The 25046-nt window shown below is 75.4% G+C and carries 20 protein-coding genes and 3 pseudogenes; 11 read left to right on the forward strand and 12 right to left on the reverse strand.

Going from position 1 to position 25046, the window contains the following annotated elements; genetic code table 11:
* Position 1 precedes the first annotated feature (1 nt).
* Positions 2-2050 (reverse strand): NADPH-dependent 2,4-dienoyl-CoA reductase, encoded by a 2049-nt coding sequence (locus AB0M43_RS02850; RefSeq protein WP_363720537.1) that lies wholly within the window; start codon positions 2048-2050, stop codon positions 2-4.
* On the reverse strand, positions 2047-2586 hold the full coding sequence (locus AB0M43_RS02855; protein WP_363720538.1) for a PadR family transcriptional regulator: 540 nt from the start codon (positions 2584-2586) through the stop codon (positions 2047-2049). The genes AB0M43_RS02850 and AB0M43_RS02855 overlap by 4 nt, the downstream gene beginning before the upstream one ends.
* A 103-nt stretch (positions 2587-2689) precedes the next feature.
* Between AB0M43_RS02855 and AB0M43_RS02860 the strand changes: the two genes are divergently transcribed.
* The 3 genes from AB0M43_RS02860 to AB0M43_RS02870 all read left to right on the forward strand — a co-directional run bounded on the left by AB0M43_RS02860 (position 2690) and on the right by AB0M43_RS02870 (position 6610).
* Positions 2690-4138, forward strand: a complete 1449-nt coding sequence (locus AB0M43_RS02860; protein ID WP_363720539.1) for a phosphatase PAP2 family protein — start codon at positions 2690-2692, stop codon at positions 4136-4138.
* 229 nt (positions 4139-4367) lie between these two features.
* Positions 4368-6053 carry a serine/threonine-protein kinase gene (locus AB0M43_RS02865; RefSeq protein WP_363720541.1) on the forward strand — a complete coding sequence of 562 codons (1686 nt, stop codon included), beginning with the start codon at positions 4368-4370 and terminating at the stop codon, positions 6051-6053.
* A 173-nt stretch (positions 6054-6226) separates the two neighbouring features.
* Positions 6227-6610: a VOC family protein gene (locus tag AB0M43_RS02870; RefSeq protein WP_363720542.1), complete on the forward strand. Its 384-nt coding sequence runs from the start codon at positions 6227-6229 to the stop codon at positions 6608-6610.
* Positions 6611-6719: 109 nt separating this feature from the next.
* On the opposite strand, the gene AB0M43_RS02875 is transcribed toward AB0M43_RS02870, so the two are convergent.
* Together AB0M43_RS02875 and AB0M43_RS02880 are read right to left on the reverse strand one after the other, a co-directional pair.
* Entirely contained in the window at positions 6720-6878 is a 159-nt protein-coding gene (locus AB0M43_RS02875) for a hypothetical protein (protein ID WP_363720543.1), read from the reverse strand.
* A gap of 63 nt (positions 6879-6941) precedes the next feature.
* Positions 6942-7475 (reverse strand): hypothetical protein, encoded by a 534-nt coding sequence (locus AB0M43_RS02880; protein ID WP_363720544.1) that lies wholly within the window; start codon positions 7473-7475, stop codon positions 6942-6944.
* A 217-nt stretch (positions 7476-7692) separates the two neighbouring features.
* On the opposite strand from AB0M43_RS02880, the gene AB0M43_RS02885 reads away from it, so the two are divergent.
* From AB0M43_RS02885 to AB0M43_RS02900, 4 genes are all read left to right on the forward strand, one after another.
* A complete protein-coding gene (locus tag AB0M43_RS02885) occupies positions 7693-8151 on the forward strand; it encodes a hypothetical protein (protein WP_363720546.1) in 459 nt (152 codons plus the stop codon).
* A gap of 93 nt (positions 8152-8244) precedes the next feature.
* On the forward strand, positions 8245-9177 hold the full coding sequence (locus AB0M43_RS02890) for a sensor histidine kinase (protein WP_363720548.1): 933 nt from the start codon (positions 8245-8247) through the stop codon (positions 9175-9177).
* Between the two features lie 229 nt (positions 9178-9406).
* Positions 9407-11014, forward strand: coding sequence for a YhjD/YihY/BrkB family envelope integrity protein (locus AB0M43_RS02895; protein ID WP_363720550.1), 1608 nt, complete (start codon positions 9407-9409; stop codon positions 11012-11014).
* Entirely contained in the window at positions 11011-11352 is a 342-nt protein-coding gene (locus tag AB0M43_RS02900) for a DUF3618 domain-containing protein (protein WP_363720552.1), read from the forward strand. Before AB0M43_RS02895 ends, AB0M43_RS02900 begins: the two co-directional genes overlap by 4 nt.
* A gap of 713 nt (positions 11353-12065) precedes the next feature.
* Here the strand turns inward: AB0M43_RS02900 and AB0M43_RS02905 are convergent.
* From AB0M43_RS02905 to AB0M43_RS02915, 3 pseudogenes are all read right to left on the reverse strand, one after another.
* Positions 12066-12659: pseudogene (locus AB0M43_RS02905) on the reverse strand (zinc finger domain-containing protein); the annotation flags it as partial.
* 468 nt (positions 12660-13127) lie between these two features.
* Positions 13128-13307, reverse strand: a pseudogene (locus AB0M43_RS02910) (Fpg/Nei family DNA glycosylase); the annotation flags it as partial.
* A gap of 636 nt (positions 13308-13943) precedes the next feature.
* Positions 13944-18143 (reverse strand): annotated as a pseudogene (locus AB0M43_RS02915) (ATP-dependent helicase); the annotation flags it as partial.
* 115 nt (positions 18144-18258) lie between these two features.
* On the opposite strand from AB0M43_RS02915, the gene AB0M43_RS02920 reads away from it, so the two are divergent.
* The gene (locus AB0M43_RS02920; protein ID WP_363720554.1) at positions 18259-18450 is read left to right on the forward strand and encodes a hypothetical protein; all 192 of its coding nucleotides are present in this window, start codon (positions 18259-18261) and stop codon (positions 18448-18450) included.
* 151 nt (positions 18451-18601) lie between these two features.
* Here the strand turns inward: AB0M43_RS02920 and AB0M43_RS02925 are convergent, their stop codons facing one another.
* The gene (locus AB0M43_RS02925) at positions 18602-18955 is read right to left on the reverse strand and encodes a hypothetical protein (RefSeq protein WP_363720555.1); all 354 of its coding nucleotides are present in this window, start codon (positions 18953-18955) and stop codon (positions 18602-18604) included.
* Between the two features lie 12 nt (positions 18956-18967).
* The gene (locus tag AB0M43_RS02930; protein WP_363720557.1) at positions 18968-19417 is read right to left on the reverse strand and encodes a hypothetical protein; all 450 of its coding nucleotides are present in this window, start codon (positions 19415-19417) and stop codon (positions 18968-18970) included.
* 127 nt (positions 19418-19544) lie between these two features.
* Here AB0M43_RS02930 and AB0M43_RS02935 point away from each other — a divergent pair, with 127 nt between their 5' ends.
* Positions 19545-19739: a hypothetical protein gene (locus AB0M43_RS02935; RefSeq protein WP_363720559.1), complete on the forward strand. Its 195-nt coding sequence runs from the start codon at positions 19545-19547 to the stop codon at positions 19737-19739.
* Here AB0M43_RS02935 and AB0M43_RS02940 read toward each other — a convergent pair.
* Positions 19736-21988 carry a SpoIIE family protein phosphatase gene (locus tag AB0M43_RS02940; protein ID WP_363720561.1) on the reverse strand — a complete coding sequence of 751 codons (2253 nt, stop codon included), beginning with the start codon at positions 21986-21988 and terminating at the stop codon, positions 19736-19738. The two genes, AB0M43_RS02935 and AB0M43_RS02940, sit on opposite strands and share 4 nt — an antisense overlap.
* Positions 21989-22201: 213 nt before the next feature.
* On the opposite strand from AB0M43_RS02940, the gene AB0M43_RS02945 reads away from it, so the two are divergent.
* The gene (locus AB0M43_RS02945) at positions 22202-23413 is read left to right on the forward strand and encodes an MFS transporter (protein ID WP_363720563.1); all 1212 of its coding nucleotides are present in this window, start codon (positions 22202-22204) and stop codon (positions 23411-23413) included.
* 17 nt (positions 23414-23430) lie between these two features.
* Here the strand turns inward: AB0M43_RS02945 and AB0M43_RS02950 are convergent, their stop codons facing one another.
* Together AB0M43_RS02950 and AB0M43_RS02955 are read right to left on the reverse strand one after the other, a co-directional pair.
* Positions 23431-23652: a hypothetical protein gene (locus AB0M43_RS02950; protein WP_363720565.1), complete on the reverse strand. Its 222-nt coding sequence runs from the start codon at positions 23650-23652 to the stop codon at positions 23431-23433.
* Between the two features lie 299 nt (positions 23653-23951).
* Positions 23952-24578 carry a hypothetical protein gene (locus AB0M43_RS02955; RefSeq protein WP_363720566.1) on the reverse strand — a complete coding sequence of 209 codons (627 nt, stop codon included), beginning with the start codon at positions 24576-24578 and terminating at the stop codon, positions 23952-23954.
* 222 nt (positions 24579-24800) lie between these two features.
* On the opposite strand from AB0M43_RS02955, the gene AB0M43_RS02960 reads away from it, so the two are divergent.
* Positions 24801-24980: a hypothetical protein gene (locus AB0M43_RS02960; protein WP_363720567.1), complete on the forward strand. Its 180-nt coding sequence runs from the start codon at positions 24801-24803 to the stop codon at positions 24978-24980.
* Positions 24981-25046: the final 66 nt, after the last annotated feature.

Genomic DNA, 25046 nt, shown 5'->3' on the forward strand with positions numbered 1-25046 from the left:
CCTACAGCGCGACCGCCAGCCGGGTCGCCTGGTCGATGGCCCGCTTGGCGTCCAGCTCGGCCGCGACGTCCGCCCCGCCGACGAGGTGCACGGGCACGCCGGCCGCGACCAGCCCGGCGTGCAGCTCCCGGCGCGGTTCCTGGCCGGCGCAGACCACGACGGTGTCCACGGCCAGTACCCGGCTGGTGCCGTCGACCGTGACGTGCAGCCCCTCGTCGTCGATCCGGTCGTAGCTCGCCCCGCTGATCATCTCGACGCCCTTGTGCGTGAGCGCCGCCCGGTGCACCCAGCCGGAGGTCTTGCCCAGGCCGGCGCCGACCCGGGTGGTCTTGCGCTGCACCAGGTACACCTGGCGCGGGGACGGGGTGTCCACCCGCTCGGCGAGCCCGCCCCGGGGGCCCTCGTCGGTGCTGACGCCCCACTCGGCGCGCCAGGCGGCCGGGTCCAGGGTCACCGACGCGGGATGGACGAGGAAGCTGCTCACGTCGAAGCCGATCCCGCCCGCGCCGATCACCGCGACCCGGGGCCCGACGGGCGCGCCCTGGATGACGTCGACGTAGGACAGCACGGACGGGTGGTCCACGCCCGGGATGGCCGGGGTGCGCGGGGAGACGCCGGTGGCGAGCAGGACCGCGTCGTACCCCTCGGAGACGAGGTCCTCGGTCGTCGCCCGAGTGCCGAGTTTCGTGCGGACGCCGGCCAGCTCGATCCGGCGGGCGAAGTACCGCAGGGTCTCGTGGAACTCCTCCTTGCCCGGGATCCGCTTGGCCAGGTTGAACTGGCCGCCGATCTCGCCGGCCGCCTCGATCAGGTCCACGGCGTGCCCGCGTTCGGCGAGGGTGCTCGCGGCCGCCAGCCCGGCCGGCCCCGCGCCGACCACGGCGAACTTCTTCTTCCGCACGGTCGGCACCGGCAGGTACGCCGTCTCGGTCTCCCGCCCGGCCCGGGGGTTGACCAGGCACGTCACGGTCTTCCGCGCGAACGTGTGGTCCAGGCACGCCTGGTTGCAGGCGATGCACGTGTTGATCTCGTCGGCCCGGTCGCCGGCCGCCTTGTCGACCCAGTCGGGGTCGGCGAGCAGCGGACGGGCCATCGACACCAGGTCGGCCTCGCCGCGTTCGAGGATGCCCTCGGCGACGTCGGGCATGTTGATCCGGTTCGACGCGACCAGCGGGATGCCGACGTGCGGCTTCAGCCGGCCGGTGGTCCAGGCGAACGCCGCCCGGGGCACCGAGGTCACGATGGTCGGCACCCGGGCCTCGTGCCAGCCGATCCCGGTGTTGAGCAGGGTCGCCCCGGCGGCCTCCAGCTCCACGGCCAGGTCGACGACCTCGGACCAGTCCTGGCCGTGGGCGACGAGGTCGAGCAGGCTCAGCCGGTACATGAGGACGAAGTCGGGGCCGACGGCCTCCCGGGTGCGACGGACGATCTCCACGGGCAGGCGGCGGCGGTTCTCGGCGGACCCGCCCCACTTGTCGGTGCGCCGGTTCGTCCGGGGGGCGAGGAACTGGTTGATCAGGTAGCCCTCCGAGCCCATGATCTCCACGCCGTCGTAGCCGGCCCGCCGGGCGAGCTTCGCGGCCCGGACGAACGCGTCGATCTGGCGCTCCACGCCCCTGCCGCTGAGGGCGCGGGGCTTGAACGGGGTGATCGGGGACTTCACGGCCGACGCCGACACGCTCAACGGGTGGTACGCGTACCGGCCCGCGTGCAGGATCTGGAGCAGGATCCGGCCGCCCCCGGCGTGCACGGCGTCGGTGACCGTCCGGTGCCGGTCGGCCGCCCGGCCGCTGGCCATCGTGCCGGCGAAGGGCAGCAGCCAGCCCTCCCAGTTCGGCGCGTACCCGCCCGTGACGATCAGGCCCACGCCGCCGGCCGCGCGCTCGCCGAAGTACGCGGCGAGTTTGGGCAGGTCACGGGCGCGGTCCTCCAGGCCGGTGTGCATGGAGCCCATCACGACCCGGTTGGGGAGGGTGACCGGGCCCAGGTCGAGAGGGGCCAGCAGCCGGGGGTAGGGGCTCGCGGCGTTCGGGCGCTGAGGCTCGGTCATGGCAACTCTCCCAGTTCGGTGAGGACCTCTTCGCACCAGGCGAGCCAGCCCTGTTCGTAGCGGATGCCGGCGCGCAGCACCAGGTGCTGGAGCCGGCGGGGGGTGTCGAGGGTCTCCCCGGCGGGGAAGTCGCGCTCCTCGAACTCCCGGTACAGCGCGAGGCGGGCGGCGTGCGCGTCGCGGTGCCCGGTCACGTCGGCGAGCAGGGCCGCCGGGTCGTCGAACGCCGCGCCGCGCAGCTTCACACCCAGGTCGGAGCGGTGCTGCTCGGGCTCGCTGGGCTCGCGCATCCACGCGCCGAGGGCCGCGCGGCCGGCGTCGGTCACGGTGTAGACCTTCGTGACCCGGTGCGCCTCGTCGGGCACCTCGGTGAGGTCGACCCAGCCGTCGGCGGCCATCCGGTGCAGGGTGCGGTAGATCTGCTGGTGGGAGGCCGCCCAGAAGAAGCCGATGGAGCGGTCGAAGCGGCGCGCCAGCTCGTAGCCCGTGCCGGGCTTCTCCAGCAGCGAGACGACGATCGCGTGTTCCAGGGCCATGCCACCCAGTATCGTATGCAACTAGTTGCAGTGCAACCCGTTGCAGTCGGCGATGTGGTCGCACCATCCGACGCGTTCGTCACCCTTCGCCTAGGGTGGGGCGATGCGAGGATTCCTCCGGCAGGTCGCCGACGCCGACGAACGGCTCATGCGCCAGGTAGCCTCGGCGCACTCCCCCGTCCTGGACAAGGTGCTGCCCACGCTGGGCAGGGCCGCCAACAACAGCCTGCTGTGGATGGGGGTGGCCGGCGCGCTCGCCCTGACCGGCAACCCCCGGGCCCGGCGCGCCGCGATGCGCGGACTGGCCGCCGTCGCGATCACCAGCGCCTCGGTGAACCTGTTCGGCAAGGGCCTCACCGGGCGACGCCGGCCGAGCCCGGAGGCCGTGCCGCTCAGCCGCCGGCTGCGCCGCGCGCCCATCACGACCTCGTTCCCGTCGGGGCACTCCGCCTCGGCGGCCGCGTTCGCCACCGGGGTCGCCCTCGAACTGCCCGGCGTCGCCGCGCCGGTCGCGGTCGCCGCCGCCGCCGTGGCCGCCTCCCGGGTCTTCACCGGCGCGCACCACCCGTCCGACGTGGTCGCCGGGGTCGCGATCGGCGTCGGCGTGGGCCTGGCGACCCGCCGCTGGTGGCCCCTGCGGCCCCCGGTCGCCGCCGAGGCCGCCCAGCCCCGGCACGAGGCCCCCGCCCTGCCCACCGGCGACGGCCTGATCATGGTCGTGAACTCCTCCGCCGGCAGCTCCGGCGAGGACGTCGTCACGGCCGTCCGGGCCGAACTCCCCGACGCCGACGTCACCCTCGCCGGCCCCGACGACGACCTGGAGGCCCTGTTCACGGCCGCCGCCAGCCGCGCCACGGTGCTCGGCGTCGCCGGCGGGGACGGCACGGTCAACCTGGCCGCGCGGGCCGCGTCCGAGGCCCGGCTGCCGCTGTTCGTGGTCCCCGGCGGCACGCTCAACCACTTCGCCGGGGACATCGGCGTCGCCGGGGTGCCCGAGGCCGCCGCCGCGCTCCGGGCCGGCGAGGCCGTGGCCGTCGACCTCGGCACCGTCAGCGACGGCGGGATCTTCCTCAACACCTCCAGCATCGGGGTGTACGTGGACCTCGTGCACGCCCGCGAGAAGCTCGAGGGCAAGATCGGCAAGTGGCCGGCCGCGCTGGTCGGCCTCGTCCAGGTGCTCCGGCACAGCTCCCCGACCCAGGTCGAGGTCGACGGCCGCCGCCGGAAGGTGTGGCTGCTGTTCGCCGGCAACTGCCACTACGCCCCGCCCGGCATGGTGCCCTCGCACCGCCCCCGGCTCGACGACGGCTCCCTCGACATCCGGATCGTCGACGGCGGACAGCCGTTCGGCCGGCTGCGGCTGGTGCTGGCCGTGCTCACCGGCACCCTGGCCACCTGCCGGGTGTACGAGGCCCGGACCGCCCGCTCCGTGCGGCTGCGCTCGCCGCGCCCGCTCGGGCTGTCCCTGGACGGCGAGGTCACCCGCACGGACGCCGCCGTCACGATCGGCAAGAGCGACAAGGCCCTCATCGTGTACCGGCCGGCCGGGTAGCCGGACCGGACCGACCCGTCCGTCCCCTCCGTGGGTGGCTGGGCGGGCACGGACGGGCGCCGCCCCGCCCGGCCCATTGGTGGGTGGCCCGACGGGCAGGGACAGGCGGCTCCCGCGCGCGGTGCGGCGGGAGCGCAGGACGCCGGTGCCGGCGGTGGGTCGCGTGGCGGCGCGGGGCGGTATCCGGAAATGTGGTTTCACGGTGGGTGAGGGTGGGTACGGGGGGCGGATGACCTTCTCCGGCAGGACCCCCGGCAGACTCGGGCCCGGCAGGATCCTGGCTGGACGGTTCCGGCTGGAGGGCGAGCTCGGCTACGGCGGCACGGCCTCGGTGTGGCGGGGCCGCGACCTGCGGCTGGACCGGCCGGTGGCGGTCAAGGTGCTTCGCAGGTCCGGGTTCACCGACCCCGCGGCGGTGCTCCGGTTCGCCCGCGAGGCGCGCACCGTCGAACGGCTGCGGCACCCCAACATCGTCGCCGGGTACGCCACCGGCACCGACGACGCCGACCCGTACCTGGTCCTCGAACTCGTCGAGGGCCGCAGCCTCGCCGACCTGCTCGCCGACGGCCCGCTGACCGTCGCCCGGTGCGTGGACCTCGCCCGGCAGACCTGCGCCGGGCTCGCCGCCGCGCACGCGGCCGGGATCGTGCACCGCGACGTCAAACCCGCCAACCTGCTGGTCACCGACGACGGCACGGTCAAGATCTGCGACTTCGGCATCGCGCACGTCGCCCCGTCCGGCGCCCGCTCGCCGCTGACCGCCGCCGGGGTCGTCGTCGGCACGGTCACGTACATGTCCCCCGAGCAGGCGTTCGGGCTGGACGTCGACGGCCGGTCCGACCTGTACGCCGTCGGCTGCGTCCTGTACGCCATGCTCACCGGCGAGCCGCCGTTCGTCCGGGGCGAGGCCCTCGACATCCTGCGCCAGCACGCCGGGGACCCGCCCGCGCCCCTGGCCGGACACCGCGACGACGTACCGCCCGCGCTGACGGCACTGGTGGCCGCCCTGCTGGCCAAGGAACCCGACCACCGGCCCCGCGACGCCGGGCGGGTCCGCGACGCCCTGGCGGGCATCCTGACGGCCCTCCCCCGACCGGAGACAACGCTGGGTACGCCGGCGCGGGTCGGCGCGGGCTCCGCCCGAGGCATACCCGGAGCGGTCGACACGGCCGGCGGCGCCGGTGTGGTCGGCAGGGCTGGCGGCGCCGGCCCGGTCGGCGCGGCTGGTGGCCCCGGTCTGGTCGGCGCGGCCAGCCGGGTCGGTGCGGGCGACAAGGCCAGTGGTCCCGTCGGCGGCGGTGCGGCAGGGAGCGGCGGTGGCCGGCGGGGCGCGCTCGCGGACCATGCCGTCGTCATGTGGGAGTCCGCGACCCGTGCCGTGACGGCCCAGTTGGCGGCGCTCGTCCACGACCACTGGCGGGGCTCCTGGCTCGCGGACCTCGAACCGCCCCGGTCCCGGCCGGCCCCGCGCGGGCCCCTCGCGCCCACCCGGTGGCGACTCGCCCACCTCGCGGCGCTCACCCCGTTCCCGTCCCGGCCGTCCGCCCTCGGGCCGCCCGCCCGGTCGCGGCTCTCCCGGCTGCGGGCGTCCGTGCCGGAGTGGTGGCGGCCGTCCCGGCTGCAGGTCGTCGGCGCGGCCACGATCGCGGTGGTCGCCCTCGGAATCCTCGGTGTCCTCGGCACCGGGGCACACACGCCCGACAGCGGGCTGCCCGCGACCGTGCCGGCCGGCAACGCGCCCGCGCCGGCCCCGACCACCGCGTCCCCGGCCGCCCCCGTCGTGGTGCCCGTCGTGCGGCCGTCGGCGGAGCAGCGGAAGAAGGAAACCGACCGACGCAAGGACAAGGACGACAAGGGCCGGGACGACGGCCAGCCGGGCGGGAAGAAGCACGGCGACCGCCCCGGCCGGTCCTGACCGCCCACCCGGAAGTTCACCGCCCGGGTCCGCGCCGCCCTCTCCCGTCGACCGCGCCGGTCCGTGGGCCGGGACTTTCGGCGCGGGGTGCGGTACCCGTCGAGGGGTTGGTCTTGATGGGGTGCCGCTCCGCTGGGGCGGCGGGGGTTGGCGGAGTCGGGGATGATGGGGCGATGGCCCACCTTCATGACATCGTGGTCGACTGTCGACACCCGGCCTCGACCGCCCGGTTCTGGGCGGCGGTGCTGGACGGGTACGCCGTCGCGCCCTACGACGAGGCGGAGCTGGAGCGGCTGCGGGCCAACGGGATCCACGACCCCGAGGACGACCCGACGGTGCTGGTCGAGCCCGTCGACGGCGGTCGGCCCCGGCTGTTCTTCCAGCTCGTGCCCGAGTCCAAGGTGGTCAAGAACCGGGTGCACCTGGACCTGCGGGCCGAGGACCCGGACGCGGAGGCGCGCCGGATCGTCGAGCTCGGCGGGCGGGTGGTGGTCGACGGGGCGGGGCACGTGGTGCTGGCCGACCCGGAGGGCAACGAGTTCTGCCTGCTGCGCTAAGGCGGTGCCATCGGCCAGGGCCCGGGCCGCGCGTGCCGGCCCGGCCGGGCACGAAAAAGGAGCCCAACTCTCGCCAGCACCAAGCGGCTGGGTGTGAGCTGGGCTCCGGCTATGGCCGGTACGACGTCTCGGTGGTCCGACCTGTGAAGCCCGGGTCGTCGTGCTCGTCGTCGGGAGACTCGAGGGTGTCCTCCTCCTCGGAGTTCTCCTCGGCCGGCTTCTGCTCTACGGTCTCCCCGCCGGCGGGCGGCTCACGTTCGTCGGCCATGATCGCCTCCTCCCGTCCCAGGCTACCCCCGGGTCGGCCGTCCCGCCCCCGGTTCAGGCCGGGTCAGGCCCCCATCCACGGCCACCAGCCGGCGAACCAGTCCCGGACCCGGACGACCTGGTCGGTACCCCCGTCGAGGCCAGGCAGCGAACCCGTCGCCACCGCGATCCCGATCGCGAGCGCCGCGACCGAGAACAGCAGCCCGGTCACCGCCAGGCCGTTGCCGGCCACCCGGCGCCCGGTCGGCCGGAACACGGCGGCCACGGCGAGGATCAGGCCCAGCAGGCCGATGAGCAGGGCGGGGCGGGCCAGGACGCCGGTCAGGGCGGCGTACAGGGCGGTGAGGCCGACGAGCAGGGCGGCCACGGCCAGCACGCTGGTCCGGCCCCGGGGGACGGCGACCGTGTCGGTGCGCCCGGGCACCGGGTCGGGGACCACCCGTTCGGGCCTCGTCCGGTCGACCACGGGCACGGTCCGCTCGTGGTCCACCACGTCGCGGTCCCGGGCCTCGGGTTCGCGGGTCACCACGGGAGTGGTGGTACCGGCTTCGGTCGCGTCCTCGCGGCGGAAGCGGCTCAGCAGGGTTCTGGGCGTCACAACGCACCTCCTTCGATGCGGTACCGGTACCCCGCCGCGCCCGGTTTCACTCTCCCACCGAACAGTTACCTTTCGATGGGTCACTCGGTGACCGTCACGGCACGTTCAGTCAGGATCGGTCGCCGTCCGGCGCGATATCCCCTCCAGGCCTCATGATCATGGTTTGCCCTCGATACGCTGCGACTATCCGTTTCGTACTTGCGGCAGGAGTCCGGTTATGCACCGCTCATTCGCCTCCGTTCTCCACCTCACCCACCTGGCGCCCGTCACAGCGCGTGCCGACCGGCACCCGGTGGCCGACGGCTTCGCGTTCGCGTTCGACCCCCGCTGGCGGCTCGGCCTGGCGCTCGCCGGCATCCGGCCCGGCACCTGCGCCGTGACCGTCGGCCCGCTGCTGAGCGTCCGGTTCGGCCCGTGGTGGCTGGAGACCCCGATCGACAACGTGCTCGACGCCGCGCCCGTCGCCGTCCCGGCCGGCTGGGCCGGGATCGGGGCCCGGGCCGCCGACGGGGACACGGCGCTGTTCGGGACCGGGGCCGCGCGCGGGGCGCTGATCCGGTTCGTCAACCCGGCCGCCGGGAACCTGCCGTTCGGCGGGCTCACCCACGCCCGGATGGTCGTGACCGTCGCGCGCGTCGACGCGCTCGTCGAGGAGATCAACCGCCCCCGGGAGTGACCGCTCCCGGCCGCCCGGGTGGGAAGGCGGCCTGCACCGCCCGCGGGGACCGGACGCCCGAGTACTCTGGCGTCACGGACAGGAGGGCGGTGCATGACCCAGAGTCGCGGGGCCTTCGAACACCCCGGCCTGCTGTACGCGTCGACCGCCGAGTACGTGGCCGCGACCACCGAGTTCATCGGGGCCGGCCTCGACGCGGGCGAACCGGTGCTCGTCGCCGTGCCCGGACCCCGGCTCGCCCTGATCCGCGACGCCCTCGGCACCGACGCCCCCGCCGTGCGCTGGGCCGACATGGCCGTCGCCGGGCGCAACCCCGGGCGGATCATCCCCGACGTGCTGCTGCGGTTCGCCGGGGAGCACGCCGGCAAGCGGGTCCGGATCATCGGCGAACCGATCTGGCCGGAACGCACCCCCGTCGAGTACCCGGCGTGCGCGCAGCACGAGGCCATGATCAACGTGGCGTTCGCGGGGCGGGACGCGACCATCCTGTGCCCGTACGACATCGTCCACCTGGATCCGGGGCAGGTGGCCGACGCCGCGCGTACCCATCCGGTGCTCCGCACGGCGACGACGACCTGGCCCAGCACCGCCTACGGCGACCCGCTCGCCACCGCGGCGGTCTTCAACCAGCCCCTGCCACCCGAGCCGCCCGACGCCCGGTCGTTCCCGATCGACGGCCCCGGCAGCCTCACCGCCCTGCGGACCTTCCTCACCGACGAGGCCGAACACGCCGGCCTGTCCCGCGACCAGACCGGCAGCCTGCTCATCGCGGTCAACGAACTGGCCACCAACACCTGCGAGCACACCACCGGCCCCGGCCGGGTCGCCGTGTGGACCGAGCCGGGGCGGCTGGTCTGCCAGGTCACCGACAGCGGGTACCTCGCCGATCCGCTCGCCGGGCGGGTGCCGCCGTCGTCCGACGCGACCGGGGGGCGGGGGTTGATCCTCGCGCACCAGCTGTGCGACCTGGTCCGGATCCATACCGGACCCGGGGGGACGACGATCCGGCTGCATCTGGACGGGTAGCCCGACCGGACGGCCCGCGCACCGGGGCCCGACGCGGGTACACCTGGTCCTACCACCCGGGCGCATCGGGGCACGGCTCCGGCGCGGCACTCCGGGTGGACCGGCGCCGCCCCGCGCGTCGCCACCCGCGTCCGGGCCGACCCGCCCGGCTGGCCTCGGCATCCGGGGCTCCGGCGGGCCGACCCGGGCCGGGTGTGTATTCCCTGGCCACACGGGGTACTCCCCGGCAATGGGACGACTCCTGGCCCGACTGGACGGCTACCAGCTCCGCCACCCGTGGCTCGGCCTGCCCGTGGCCGTCGTCCACCGGTTCACCGGGGACCAGGCCGGCAACCTGGCGGCCCTGATCGCGTACTACGCCTTCTTCTCCTTCTTCCCGCTGATGCTCGTCCTGGTGACCCTGCTCGGCTTCTCCCCCACGCTCCGGGAACGCGCCGTGGGCTCCGTACTCGAACAGTTCCCGGTGATCGGCCCCCAGCTGGGGGGCAACGTGCAGGGGCTGCGGGGCAGTACCCTCGCGCTGGTCATCGGGATCGGCACCGCCGTGTGGGCGGGTCTGGCGGTGGCCAACGCCGCCCAGACCGCGATGAACACCCTCTGGCGGGTACCGGTCGCCGACCGCCCCGGCCTCGTCCCCCGCACCGTGCGCAGCCTGCTCCTCCTCGCCGTCCTCGGCACGACCGTGCTGGCCACCATCGTCGTCAACGGACTGTCCGCCGCCCTGGACTCCCTCGGCCCCGGCGCCCGGCTGCTGGCGATCCTCGGCACGCTCGCCGTGAACATCGGCACCTTCGTCCTCGCGTTCCGCGCGCTCACCGACCGGAAGCTCAGCACCCGGGACGTACTGCCCGGGGCCGTGCTCGCCGGCACCTGCTGGCAGGTCCTGCAACTCGTCGGCGGCCTGTACGTGGCGCACACCGTGCGGGGCGCGGGCAACACGTACGGCACGTTCGCGATCGTGATCGGGCTGCTCGGGTGGTTCTTCCTCCAGGCGCAGGTGACGCTCCTGGCCGCGGAGCTGAACGCGGTGCTGGTGCTCGGGGAGTGGCCCCGGAGCCTGCTCGGGGAGCCGGGCGGGGAACCGGGCGGGGCGGGGCGCGACGACGGGACGGCCGTTGTGGCGGCAGATGGCGCCCTGCGGGACGGAGACGTCGCGGGGCGCACGGGGGACTCACGTGTGACGGCGGCCGCCGGTGACGGCGGAACGGTCGGTCCGGGGCGGGCCTGGGCGGTTGATCCAGGACGGGCCAGGGCGGTCGATCCGGAGCGGGCCGGGGCCATCGGCTCCGGGCAGGCCGAGGAGGTCGGTCCGGGGCGGGCCGAGGAGGTCGGCTCGGGGCGGGGCCGGACGGTCGGCGTGCTCGCGGCCGGGAAGGTCCTCGGTTCCGCGAGTGGGAACGGCCCCGACGGGGTATCCGTCACGGAGAAGGAGGAACCCACCATGTCCACCGACGACCACCGCTCGACCGCCCAACTGGTCGGCGACCTCGGCGCCCAGATGTCCCGGCTCGTCCGCGACGAGATCGCGCTCGCGAAGCTGGAGACGGTCGCCCGGGCCCGACAGCTCGGTACCGGCGTCGGACTGCTCGCCGGCGGCGCGCTGCTCGCCCTGTACGGACTCGGGTTCCTGCTCGCGGCGGCAGCCCTCGGCCTCGCCACCGTCCTGCCGACGTGGCTGGCGGTCCTCCTGGTCGGGGTACTGCTGGCCGTCCTCGCCGGGGTCGCCGTCCTGCTCGGCACGCGCCGGGTCCGCGACGGGGCGCCGCCTGTACCGACCGACACGCTCGCCAGCGTCCAGCGGGACGTCGCGACGATCAAGGAGAGTGCTCACCGATGACCCAGCAGAAGAGCCACAGCCAGGCCAACGCGACCCGGCCGGCCGTCGAGGCGGACATCGCCGCGACCCGCGCCGAACTCGCCGACACCGTGGGGGCGCTCGCCGACAAGCTCGACCTGCCGGCCCGCGCCCGCCAGGCGGCGGACAACGCGACGATCACGGCCAGGAAGTACCTGGACAAGGCCAGCCCCGTCGCCCGCAAGGCCGTCACCGATCCCCGGGTGCTGGCGGCGACCGCCAGTGCCGCCGGGCTCGTCGCCGGCTGGTTGCTGGCGATCCGGCGGGAGCGGTCCCGGCGTTGGGACCACGAGATCGCCCGCCGCCTCCGCCAGCGCTGACCCGACCGACGCACGCTCGCCCGCCTCTCCGGTTCGCCGGACGGGGCGGGCTTCGCTTTTGTGCCGCCGGGGCCGGCATCGCGTTGCCGGAGGGCAGCCAGGCGAGCGTCGCGTCGCCGGCATGGCGGACACGCGGGCGTCACGTTGCCTGCATGGCCGACGAGCGGGCGACGCGACGCGGCGGACACGCGGGCGTCATGGTGCCGGCGCGACGGACGGGCCGGCGTCGCCTTGCCGGCGCGGCAGGCATCCGGCGAAAGGGCGGGCAGCGGGTGGCCTACGCGGCGGCCGCCCGCTGGACGGGCAGGCATCCTGTTGCTGGTTCGGCAGCACCCGCCGCACGGCCGCCCAACCCGCCGCCGATATGACAGGCACCTACCGGGTGCCGAGCATCCCGCTGCTGACACGACAGGCACCTATCGGAAGGCCAAGCATCCCGTAGCTGACGCGGCGCACACCCGCCGGATGGCCGCCCAACCCGCCGCCGATATGACAGGCACCTACCGGGTGCCGAGCATCCCGCTGCTGACACGACAGGCACCTATCGGGTGGCCGAGCATCCCGTTGCTGTTTCGGCGGGCACCCGTCGGACGGGCGGGCCCTGGCCGGACCGGCGCGCACCGGATGCCGGCCGCTCTCGCGGCGACTGGCCGGACAACGTGCGGGCACCAGGACCAGCGCTGCCGGCGGATCAGGGCAGTTGTCGGTCGGCGTCAGGGTTCCGGCTGGCAGTGCGGGCACCAGTAGGTGATCCGGTCGCCGTCGGTGTCGGACCGGATCCGGGTGCCGCACCGGCGGCACGGCGCGCCCGCCCGGCCGTAGACGTGGCTCGTCTCGCCCCGGCGGAGGGAACCCGTCGTGCTCCGGGTCGACCGGTCCCGGTTGGCGAGCAGCAGCCGGCGGGCCAGCCGGACCAGGGCGGGCAGGTCGGTCACCGCGCCGACCGGCGTCCACGGCCACACGCCGCGCAGGAACAGCACCTCGGCCTTGTACACGTTGCCGATCCCGGCCAGGTTGCGCTGGTCGAGGAGCGCCCCGGCGACCGGCACGTCCGGGTGCGCGGCGAGCCGACGGACCGCCTCGGTCTCGTCCCAGTCGGGGCCCAGGGTGTCCGGCCCGAGGTGCCCGACGAGGAGGTGCTCGTCGGCCGTGGGCACCAGATCCAGATCATGCAGGTGGTACCCGACGGCCACACCGTCCGCCGTGCTCAGCGCCACCCGGATCTGGTGCGCGGGTCGGGCGTTCCACCGCTCGCCCGGCGCGTGCACCCGCCAGACGCCGTCCATGCGGAGATGGGAGTGTAGGGTCAGCAGCCGGCCGGTCCCGCGGTGTTCGGCGGGAGACCCGTCGGGTGGCCCACCGCCGTCGTCTCCGCTTCCGAGCGGCCCGAACGGCGTGAACTCCCCCGCCCCGGCGGGGCCTTCCGGTTCAGGACGACCGCCTTCTCCGCCTCCGGACAGCCGGAACGGCATGGGCTCCCCCGCCCCGGCGGGGCCTCCCGATTCAGGACGACCGCCTTCTCCGCTTCCGAGCGGCCCGAACGGCGTGAACTCCCCCGCCCCGGCGGGGCCTCCCCGTTCAGGACTGCCGCCTTCTCCGCCTCCGAACAGCCGGAACGGCGTGGACTCCCCCGCCCAGGCGGGGCCCTCCGGTTCAGGGCGTCCGCCGGCGGATTCCTCGGACCGTGGACCAGTCCCGTCGGGAGTGGCGGGAACTCCTGGCGGTGTGGTCCCGTCGGGTGCGGCAGGAGGGTCCGACGGGGTGGGCTCCATCGGAGGCGCTTGCAGGCGGAGGAGGAGGTGTTTGCCGCGACAGGCGGACTCCAGGATCGTCCAGCCGGTCAGGTCGACCGTGGCCAGCCGGGGCACCCGGAAGTCGGAGCCGGTCAGCACCCGGCCAGCGAGCCGGCGCTCCAGCATCCGCGCCGCCTGCCACACACTGTCGCCCTCGGGCACGCCTCCCCCTTCCGCATCATTCGTAGCCTCCCGGACACCGTCCGGTCAGGCCCGGAGGCGCAGGCCCCGGGGGGTGGCGCGGAAGCCGGCCGCCGTCAGGGCCTCGACCAGCGTGGACGAGTGCACCGCCCCGCCGTCCGCCCGCTCCACCGACAGCGCGCCGAGTGCACCGGAGCTCACGATCCGGCCGAGGGCCTTCGCCGCCGCCGTGACGGTCTCGGGCTCGCGGTCGAAGGACAACAGCGTCTTCCCGCCGCGTTCGACGTACAGCACGAGGGCGCCGTCGACCAGCACGACCAGGGCTCCCGCCTTGCGCCCGGCCCGGTGCCCGGTCGCGGCGGAACTCCCCGGGCCGCGAGCCGGTCCGGTGGCGACAGGTCCGGTGGCGACAGGTCCGACCCGGGCGGCCAGCACCGGCCCCACCCCGGGCGCGCCAGACCCCGGCGATCCGGTCCCCCGTGCGACAGATCCGAGTCCGGCGGATCCGGGCGGCCCGGACCCTGACGTCCCGGCCCCGAACGTCGCCGACCCGAGCGTCCCGGACGCCAGCGTCGCGGACCCCAGCGGCCCGGACCCGAGCGGCCCCGTTCCCCGCGACCCGGCCCCGGCGGCCCCCTCCGACGTCGGATCGTCCGCGCCCGACTCCACGACCCGTTCCGGCCAGGGCAGCGCCGCCCCGTACGGGTTGGCCGGGTCGGTCGCCGCCAGCACCACGGCGCCCCCGCCCCCGCCCTGGGCGCGCAGCCGGTCCACGGCCCCCGGCACGGCGAACTGCGCCGCCCCGAGGCCCTCGACGAAGTACCCCCGGCGGGCCGCGCCGCGCTCCTCCAGGCCGGCGAGCACCGGATACACGCCGGCGAACCCGCCGGGGGCGTTCTCGGCCATCACCGCGCCCCGGGTGAGCACGCCGTGCCGTTCGAGGAGGGTGTCGGCGAGGGCGGCGGCGCGCCGGGTCGGGTCGAGGTCGCGGTCGGGGAGCCGGGACCAGCGCCCGGCGGCGGCCGGCGGACCGGAGCGGGCGGGCAGGGCGGGGCGGCCCGGGCGCCGGTACCTGCTGCGGGGGGTCGCGGGTTTGGCCTTGTGGGTTCCGCCGCCGCCGAGGAGGGCCCGCAGCGGCGCGAGGGTGTCGTTGGTGAGCCAGCCGCCCCAGACCAGGTCCCAGAGGGCGGCGAGCAGCTCCTCGTCGTCGGTGGAGCCGACCCGGTCGGACAGCGCGCGGAAGAACAGGGCCTGGCCGCCGTCGAGCGCGTCGAGGACGGCCGTGTGCAGGGGGGTGGCGGCGGCGGCCTCGTCGGGGGCGGGCAGCAGGAGGAGCGCGCTGTCCGCGTAGGCCAGGGTGACCCAGCCATCGGCCTTCGCCAGGCTCCCGGCGCCGGCCCACAGCACCTCGCCGCTGGCGCACAGTTCGTCGAGCTGGGTGGGTGAGTAGTCGGCGACCCGGGCGGGCAGCACGAGGCTCTCCAGGGCGGACGCGGGCACCGGCACGCCCTGGAGCTGTTCGACGACGGCGGCGAGCCCGTCCACGCCCCGGGCGGCGGAGCCGACCTGCTGCCACTGGGGCAGGAACGTGGCGAGCGCGCGCGGGTCGACGGGCTCGATCTCCTTGCGCAGCGCGGCCAGGGAGCGGCGGCGGAGCAGGCGGAGCACCTCGGCGTCGCACCACTCCGCGCCGGTGCCGCCCGGGGAGAACTCGCCCGCGACGAGCTTCCCGGTGGTGGCGAGCCGGCGGAGCGCGTGGTCGACGACGGACACGCCCAGGCCGAACCGGCGCGCGCAGGCCTCGGCGGTGAAGGGGCCGTGGGTGCGCGCGTACCGCGAGAGGAGGTCTCCCAGGGGGTCGGCCACCGGTTCGGTGTGCGCGACGGCCACCCCGACGGGCAGGGCCACGCCGAGCGCGTCCCGGTACCGGCCGGCGTCCTCGACCCCGATCCACCGTTCCTCGCCGGCGACCCGGACCCGGATGGCGCGCCGGGCGGCCTCCAGGGCGACCGGCCAGTCGGGCTCCGCTCCCCGGTCGGCCAGTTCGGTGTCGGACAGGTCGCCGAGCAGCCGCAGCAGTTCCACGACGTCCTCGGCGTCGCGGGGCCGGCGCTCTGGGGTGAGCCACCGCAGCTGGCGTTCGGTCTCGGCGACCACGTCGGGGTCGAGCAGTTCGCGGAGTTCGACGCGGCCGAGGAGTTCGCCGAGCAGGGCGGAGTCGAGGGTGAGTGCGGCGGCGCGGCGTTCGGCGAGCGGGGCGTCGCCCTCGTAGAGGAACGCGCCCACGTACCCGAAGAGCATGGAGCGGGCGAACGGCGACGGGCGGGCCGTCTCGACCTCGACGAGGCGGACCTTGCGGCCGGCCAGTTCGCGCATGAGCTGGGTGAGGCCCGGCACGTCGTAGACGTCCTGGAGGCACTCGCGGGCCGCCTCCAGGGTCACCGGGAACTCGGGGAAGTCCCGGGCGACGTCGAGGAGCTGCGCGGAGCGTTGGCGCTGCTGCCAGAGCGGCTGGCGGCGGCGCGGGTCGCGGCGGGGCAGCAGCAGGGCGCGGGCGGCACACTCGCGGAACCGGGACGCGAACAGCGCGGACGCGCCGACGGACTCCTCCACGATCTGGACGATCTCGTCAGGGTCGAAGGAGACCAGGTCCGCGCCGGGCGGCTCGTCGACCATGTCGGGCAGCCGGATCACGATGCCGTCGTCGGAGGCCACCACCTGGGCGTCCACGCCGTAGCGCTCGGAGAGCCGGCGGCCGATCGCCAGCGCCCACGGGCCCGTGACGCGGGCGCCGAGCACGCAGTGCAGGACGAGCCGCCAGTCGCCGAGCTCGTCGCGGAACCGTTCCAGGACCACGGTGCGGTCGTCGGGGACGGCGCGGGTGGCCTCGGCCTGTTCCCGCAGGTACGCCAGGAGGTTGCTCGCCGCCCACGCGTCCAGCCCGGCCGCGCGCAGGTCCACGGTCGCCGCCGCGTCGTCCTGCTTGAGCAGCGAACGCAGGCTGGCGCCGATGGCCCGGCCCAGCTCGACGGGGCGGCCGAGCGCGTCGCCCTTCCAGAACGGCATCCGGGCCGGCGCGCCGGGCGCGGGCGTGACGAGGACCCGGTCGGGGGTGATGTCCTCGATCCGCCAGGAGGAGGAACCGAGCAGGAATACGTCGCCGACCCGGGACTCGTAGACCATCTCCTCGTCCAGCTCGCCGACCCGGACCGGCCGGTCTGCCCCGGCGAGGAAGACGCCGAACAGGCCCCGGTCGGGGATGGTGCCGCCGCTGGTCACGGCGAGCCGCTGCGCGCCCGGGCGGCCGGAGAGCACGTCGGTCCCCCGGTCCCACAGCACCCGGGGCCGCAGCTCGGCGAACGCGGTGGACGGATACCGCCCGGACAGCATGTCCAGCACCGCGCCGAGGGCCGAGTCGGGCAACTGGTCGAACGGCGCGGCCCGCCGGACGAGGGCCGCCAGCTCGGCCACCGGCCAGTCGTCGAGGGCGACCATGGCGACGATCTGCTGGGCCAGCACGTCGAGCGGGTTGCGCGGGCAGTGCATCTCCTCGATGGTGCCGGCGACCATCCGCTGGGCGACGACCGCGCAGGACAGCAGGTCGCCCCGGTGCTTGGGGATCACGACGCCCTTGGAGGCGGCCCCGACCTGGTGCCCGGCCCGGCCGATCCGTTGCAGGCCGGACGCGACGCTGGGCGGGGCCTCGATCTGCACGACCAGGTCGACGGCGCCCATGTCGATGCCCAGCTCCAGGCTGGAGGTGGCGACGACGGCCGGCAGCAGGCCCGACTTGAGCTGTTCCTCGATGTGCAGGCGCTCCTCGCGGGACACGCTGCCGTGGTGCGCGCGGGCGATCACGACGGGCGCGCCGGTGGCCAGGCCCGACTGGGCCATCACCTCGGCGGGCATCCGGGTGGTGGGGGCGGGTGTCCCGGTGCCCGGGGCGGTCTCGGCGGCCAGCTCGTTGAGCCGCGCGCACAGCCGCTCCGCCCCCCGCCGCGAATTGGCGAACACGATCGTGGACCGGTGGGCGCGGATAAGCTCCAGGACCCGCTCCTCGACGGCGGGCCAGATCGAGGACCGGCGCGGATCGTCGTCGTCCCCGGTCGCCTCGTCGAGCCGGGTCATGTCCTCGACCGGGACCTCGACGGTGACCTCGAACATCTTGGCGGCCGGGGGCTGCACGACGTCGACCGGCCGGGAGCCGCCGAGGAACCGGGCGACCTCCTCGACGGGGCGCACGGTCGCCGACAGCCCGATCCGCTGCGCAGGGGTGGGCAGCAGGGCGTCGAGCCGTTCGAGGGACAGCGCGAGGTGCGCGCCGCGCTTGGACGCGGCGACGGCGTGCACCTCGTCGACGATCACCGTCTCGACCCCGCGCAGCGACTCCCGGGCGGCGGAGGTGAGCAGCAGGAACAGCGATTCGGGGGTGGTGATCAGGATGTCCGGCGGGGTGCGGTTGAACGCCCGGCGCTGGTCGGCCGGGGTGTCCCCGGAGCGCATCGCGACCGTGATGTCCGGGGGCGCGGACCCGAGCCGCGCGGCGGCCTGCCGGATCCCCGCCAAGGGTGCGCGCAGGTTGCGCTCGACGTCGACGGCGAGGGCCTTGAGCGGGCTGACGTAGAGCACCCGGCAGCGGCGCAGGGGCTCCGTGGGCGGCGGCTCGCTGGCCAGCCTGTCGAGCGACCAGAGGAACGCCGCCAGGGTCTTGCCGGAGCCGGTGGGTGCCACCACGAGGGCGTTGCGGCCGGCGCTGATCGAGCGCCACGCCCCGACCTGGGCGGCCGTGGGCGCCGCGAAGGCCGCGTCGAACCACGCACTGGTCGCCGGCCCGAACCCGTCCCATCCCGTAGTCACGAGTCCCATCCTGCACCGGGGGTACGACATCCGCCCGGCAACCCGAGCCGTAAGGGTTGTTTACGACGTAACGCCTGAGTCTCCCGACGCGCTGTCATAGGGAAAGGAGGCCCGGATGCTGGGGTACGACCGAGGAACCGCCGACGAGGAGCTCTCGCCGGGGACGCTGTCCGCCCTCACCGAGCTGGCCCGGTCCCGGAAGGCGTGCCACGTGCCGTGCGAGGTGCTGGCGGGCCGGTGCCGGACGTGCGCCCAGCCGTGGCCGTGCGAAACGCGCCGCCGTGCCGTCCGGTGGCTGTCGACCTGACCACCCGCCCCGGGCCGACGAGAAACAGCCCGCACCCGCCGGGCCGACGGGATACGACCGCACAGCCCGGGCCGGCGGGACACGTCGCTCCCGGGTCAGGGCGGCCCGCGAGCCCCGTGACCTCAGGCGCTGGTCCAGGCCACCGCCGATCTCAGGCGTTGGTCCAGGCCACCGCCGCCTCGATCTGCACCGCCGACAACCCGGTCGCCTCGCACAGCTGCGCGACCGTCAACGACGCCGGCGACACGGCGTGCAACGCCCGGGTGATCTGCCCGGCCCACAACTCGGCGGCGACGTACGGCCGCTCGTCGTACTCCCGGACGAGGCTCGCCAGGTGCACACTGTCGCACCCGGTGAGCAGTCTGCTGCCGTCGAACCGGGACGCCGACTCGTGCACGGCGGACGAATCGGGCACCAACGCGTACTGCTGACTCCCGTCGGTGATCACCCGCCCGCACACGTCGCACAGCTCGGCCCCGGGGCGGATGTGCCACTGGCCCTCCATGGCCGTCCCCCTTCAGAAGCCGCAGCGCAGGTCCTCGCGGGAGAGGTCCTCGGCTCCCCCGGGCCTGCCCAGCAGGTCGGGATCGTCGGGGTCGACCGGCCGCACGTCGCGGTCCTCCTTCTCGACCTGGTCGATCTTCTCGACCTGGTCGATCCCACCCGGCCCGGGCGCGGGCGTGCCACCGGGTCCCGGCGCGGGCGGTCCCGGCGTCGGCCCCGGTCCTGGCGTCGGCCCCGGTCCCGGCGTGGGCCCCGGTCCCGGCGCGGCCGGATCCGGCGTGGGCCCCGCTCCAGGCCCGGGCGGATCCGGCGTCGGCCCCGGTGCCGGCGGCCCCTCGGGAGTCTCCCCGGCCGGTGCCGGCGGATTCCCCGGCTTGGACCCGGTCCCGGTGCGTTGTTCGTCGAGCTGCCGCTGAAGCCGTGCGTCGCGGTCAGCGTCGTCCGGCAGGGGATGCTGGCTCATGTCTCCTCCTCGGCTCGCCGTCTCCCGGTCCCCTACCCACCCCTTGTGTGGGTTACGCATCATTCCGCCTGGGTAGGTGCCACGGAGCGACACGGGAAGGCGACGCGACAACGGAACGGGAGCGGGCATGACGACGAACGCGGAACGGGACGAACTGCTGGCCAACGCGCTGCACGACGAACAGGAGTCCAACACCCGGCAGGCCACGGGCCAGCCCCGGGACGTGGAACAGGACGAGGTGCACGAGCGGGAACTGCACGGCACCCCGGTCGACGACGTCGCGCCCGACGAGGACCCGGGCGTCCTCGACGAGCCGCTCTAGCGCGCCGTCTCGTACCCGTCGCGTCCTGGCTGTGGGGTTCTGGGGTCGGGTTCCCGGGCCAGGCTCAGGGCGACCGAGTCCGCCGGGAGCAGCAGGGAGTCCTCGGGTCCGAGGACCAGCCGTTCCACCGGGTACCGCGGGTCGTCGCGCACCCCGAGCAGCGGCCCGGTCGGCCGGCGGACGGGGCGCCCCTCGCCGTCGGGGCCCCGCAGCACGGGGGCGGGCTGGCCGGCCTGGGCCCAGGTGAAGCCGCCGTCGGCGGGGTCGTACAGCCCGACGAGCGCCGAGCCGTGCCCGGCGGTCGGGTTGCGCCGGGTCCACCGGTTGAGCCGGTCCAGCAGTTCGGCGGGGTCGCCGGTCGGGTCCGAGTCGGCCGCGACGACCCCCCGGAGCGCGGCGATCGCGGCGGCGGCGGCCAGCCCCTCGTCGGCCACCTCCCCCACGGCCACGACGGACCGGCCGTCGGGGAGCGTCCGCAGGTCGTACCAGCCGCTGTCGGCGCCCTCCGGCCCGGACCGCACCGTGACCGCGAGACCGGGCAGCGGCACCGGGTCCCCGGTCGGGGGCAGCACGAGCGCGTGCAGCCGGCGGAGGATCCGGCGCTCGGCGGCGACGAGGCGTTGGCTCTCCGAGGCCCCGTCGCGCAGGGCCGACAGTTCCCGGGTGGTCCGTTCGGCGGCCGTGACGTCCTGCATGATGCCGTAGATCTTCACCGGGGCGCCGGTGATGTCGGGTACCGCCTCGCCGACCACCCGCAGGCACCGCACCCCGCCGGGCAGCCGGATCCGGAACGTCATGTCGGTCCGGCGCCGGGCCGCCACCTCCGCCAGGCCCTGCTCGACCACGGGCAGGTCGTCGGGCACCACCATGCCGGCGACCTCCTCCAGGCTCGCGGGGCCGTCGGCCGTGGCGCGTTCGAAGATCCGGTACAGGTTCGGCGACCAGTCGATCGTGCCGTTGGTCAGGTCCCACTCGCCCCAGCCGAGCGCGCCGAGCCGCTCGGTGTAGGCCAGGCGCGCCGCGTGCCGGTCGCGTTCGTCGTGCCGGACCCAGCGGATCAGCAGCGCCGACGCCCACCGGTGCACGTGCACACTGAGCGTGGTGTCGACGGGCAACCCCCGGACCATCTCCGTGTACGGGAACGGCCCCACCTCCCGGGGCTGCCCGTCCTGCAACACCTGCTCGTACGTCGCCCACAGCGGTCCGTCCACGATGGTCGGATACGCCTCCAGCACCCGCAGCCCGACCAGGTCGCGGCCCTGGCGCCCGGACAGGTCCGCCGCCTCGCCGCTGGCCGCCTCAATCCGGTAGTCGGTGATCCGGTCCCCGGAGTCGCGGACCGGGGTGAGCACCGCGCACGCCCCGGGCACCATGTCCAGCACCACCTGCGCGGCGAGCGTCCAACTGCCGGGGGCGTCCTGCCGTGCGGCGAGCAGGTCCACCAGCCGCGCGCCGGCCGCCTCGGCGTGCGCCCGCACCGCCCGGCGGGTCGCGATGTCGCACCGGTGCGCGGCGCCCCACAGCACCCCGATCGCGGCGACGATCCGGCTGTCCGGCCCGGCCGCACGGACCGGGATCCACACCCGTGAGTGCCACAGATTCTCCGGATCACCGATCAGGGTGTACCGCCGGCGCGCCGCCGCCAGGTCGGGCAGCCAGATCTCCCGGCCGAGGCGCACGCACGCCGTGGGGGCCGTACTCAGGTGCGGGGGCAGCCGTTGCCAGGCGCCGACGACCCGGGCGGGCACCCCGGCCGTACCCACCGACTGCAGTGACCCGTCGGGCTGCACCGCCATGATCATGACGGCGTCGGCCGCCGCCGGACCCGCCAGGTGTTCGAGCACCTCCCCCGCGAGGACGTCCGCGTCCGTGCTCGCCGCGAACGCCCCGGCCGCCGCCGAACCCACGTCGGGGCCGGCCAGGGGCGCCACGGCGGTCGCACCGTCCCGCCGGACATACCGGGCGGACTCCAGCAGCGACGGGTTCTCCGCCAACGGCACCGCGCGCAGCCCCGCCCCGTCGAGCAGCGCCGCCGCCGTCTCCACCGGGTCGCGGCCGTCCTCGGCGGCGAGCTGGCGCAGGTGGGCCAGCGCCCGGTTCACGTCGCAGCCGAGCCTCCCCGCGATCAGGCCGGTGGCCCGGTCGAGCAGGGCGTGCCGCGCGGCCTCGGCCCGGAGGGTCTCGTTCTCGGCGCGGAGACGGGCGACCGTCTCGGCGAGCGCGTGCGTCGCCGGGCTCCTGAATGGCACCCCTCTACTCTCGCAGACCCGCCGCCCCACCGCCCCCACTCGGCGCCACGACCTCTCCCGCCCCGGCAGCGTCACCCGCCCCACCTCCACCGGAGGCCCCATGTCCGCGAACCGGGACGGATCGCGGACAGCCGGGCGACGCCGGGGTGACGGCTGTCACCAGGAGGGGGTTAATCGCTGTCGGATGTCGCACCCCGGAGGCACGATGGCGACATGCGCCTGCACACCTACCGCAACGTTCTCGCACTTCCGGGCGTCCGGACGCTGATGATCCTGGCGCTCCTCGCCCGGGTGCCGGTCACCGCGGCGGGCATGGCGCTCACGTTCCACGTCCTCAACGACCTCGACGGGGGGTACGCGAAGGCGGGCCTCGTCGGCACGGCCGCCACCGTGGCGACCGCGATCGGCGCGCCGTTCACGGGCCGGCTGACCGACCGGCGCGGGCTGCGGACCACCACGGTCCTGGGCACCGTCATCGCGATCGGGTTCTGGACGACCGCCCCGTTCCTGCCGTACCCGGCGCTGCTCGTCGCCGCGTTCCTCGGCGGCCTGGCCAGCGTGCCCGTGTTCTCGGTGACCCGGCAGTCCCTGGCCGCCCTGGTGCCCGAGGACCAGCGGCGCACCGCGTTCTCGATCGACTCGATGTCCACCGAGCTGTCGTACATGGTCGGCCCGGCGCTGGCGATCGTGCTGGCCACCCAGGTCTCGGCCCGGGTCTCGATGATCGTGGTCGGCGCGGGCATCGTGGTCTCCGGCATCGCGTTGTACGTGCTCAACCCGCCCACCCGCGAGGCCGAGGATCCCGGGCTGGCGCACGCCCCGGTCCCGCCCCGCCGGACCTGGCTGCGCGGCGGCTTCGTCGGCCTGCTCCTCGTGGCCACCGCGACCACCGCGACCCTGGCCGGCAGCGAGATGGCCCTGGTCGCCGCACTCCGCACGTCCGGCCAGACGAACGCCACGAGCGTCGTGATCGCCCTGTGGTGCGTCTACTCGCTGCTGGGCGCCTTCCTGTACGGCGCGATGCGGCGCGGCCTGCCGTCCCTGCTGCTCTGCGGGGCCATGTCGGTCCTGACGCTCCCCATCGGGTTGGCCGGCGGCCAGTGGTGGACCCTCGCGCTGGCCCTGCTGCCGGCGGGCATCCTGTGCGCGCCCTCGCTGTCGACGAACACGACCGCCCTGTCCGCGCTGGTCCCGGCCGCCGCGCGCGGGGAGGCGATGGGGATCCAGGGCTCGGCGATGACCGTGGGGATGGCCGGCGGCGCGCCGCTCGCGGGCTGGGTCAGCGACCAGCACGGGGCGACGTGGGGGTTCGCGGCGATCGGCATCGTGGGCCTCGTCCTCACCCTGGCCGCCGTGCCCCTCCTCCGGCACACCCTGCGCCCCGTGCCGGAGCCCGTCGCGGAAGAGGTCCCCCAGCCGGCGTGACCCACGGCCCGGGGCCGCTAGACGACCCGCGTCCAGCCCCCGGCCGCCGGGGTCGTGGTCGCGACGGCCCGGCCCAGGTCGCGGAGCACCGCGCGGGCGAACAGGACGATCCGGATCGTGGTGACCGCCGCCGTGCGCTCCGGCGAGGGGCGGGCCTCGGCCGGCCGGGCGGGCGGGCCGAAGCTGAAGCCGGCGGTCAGCAGGACCACCGCCGTGAACACCACCGCTAACCTGCGCACGAATCTCTCCCGGGGCTCAGCGCCCACCCGGCGACGGCGCGGGCCTGGCGGCCACGGCCGCCGCCCCGCCGGCCCTGCGGCGACATACCCCGATCATTCCCGCCGACGGCCCGGAACGACCCGGTTTCGCCGAAATCACCGCCCGGCGCGGCAGGTCACAGCGGGTGCCGACGCCCGCGGGCGCCCACCGCGTACCCCGGAGAACGGGGTTTGAGGACGACAGGCCGGCGCGGCGGCTGGAAGGCCAGCGAGCCGGCCGGCCCCTGAGGTCCCCGGGCCCGGCCGGCCCGGGGCGGGTGTCAGGAGGTGAGGTCGGCGAGGCAGTCGACGACGACCGGCAGCCGGTACTCGGCGCCGGCGGTGTGCCCGATGACGGTGCGCACCAGGTGGTACACCGCGACGGGGTAGGTCTGGCGCTGCGCCGACGCCGCCCGGGCCAGGTCCGTCAGCCCGGGGTGGGTGTACATCCCCTGGGTGTGGAAGGCCGCCAGGTGCCGGCGGAGCAGGCTCGCCGCGTGCAGGCTGGCCTGGCTCGGCGGCTCGGCCTCGCCGTTGGTGGGCCACAGCTGGTAGATCAGGCCGTCGATCAGCTCGTGCAGCCGGCCGTCCTGCGCGGCGTCCGTGTCGTCCTTCCAGGTCGCGGCGACGACCTTGGCGGCCAGGTGCGCGGCGAACAGCGGCGCGCCGCAGAACTCGGCGTCGTCGGGCTCGACCGCGCCGGCCGTGCGGCCCACGGCGGAGACCCGCTCGGCGCACCGGGCGAGGAGGTCGGGGCTCTCCTCGGCGTCGTCGACCTTGGTGTTGCCCATCGCGAGGAGCCTCAGCGCGGCCGCGTGACTTCCGTGGCTGGGGATCGCCCACGCGGGCACCCGGAGGTTGAGGCCGGCGGGGCTGGAGACGATCCGAAGTACGGGCTGCTCAGTCATGGTGTTCTCGCCGCTCAACGCGGACCCTTTCCCGTACCGGAGGTGGTGTGGATCGCCGATCCCGCCCGCGCGACGGCGGGGCGTTGTGCGGTGGACGGTTCCCTACGCCAAACATTACCTCCTCCGGGCCTTCGGTCCCCGTTCACCTCTGGCCGGCTTCATGTTCGCAGCTCGGGGCGGGGTCATGTTTGCGGGCGCCCGTCACGCGGGTAGGTCACGCGCATGGCAGAGAGTGCGCACCGGAAGCGGGCAACCACACAGGAAAGCGACGCGGCGCGGCAACGCGAGGAGCGGGTCGCCACGGAACAGCCGGGGCCGCTGGGCGAGGAGGCGCGCCGGTACGCCGCCCGGCAGGGGGACGACCGCGAGACGGCGGGCGACCCGAGGCCGCCGGAGAGCTAGGAAGAGATCACCGTGAGTCATGGAATGCCGTGGTAGGCCACGACAGCGCCGCCCATGTCATCCCGG

It is taken from the genome of Longispora sp. NPDC051575, assembly GCF_040681875.1.
Taxonomy (GTDB): domain Bacteria; phylum Actinomycetota; class Actinomycetes; order Mycobacteriales; family Micromonosporaceae; genus Longispora.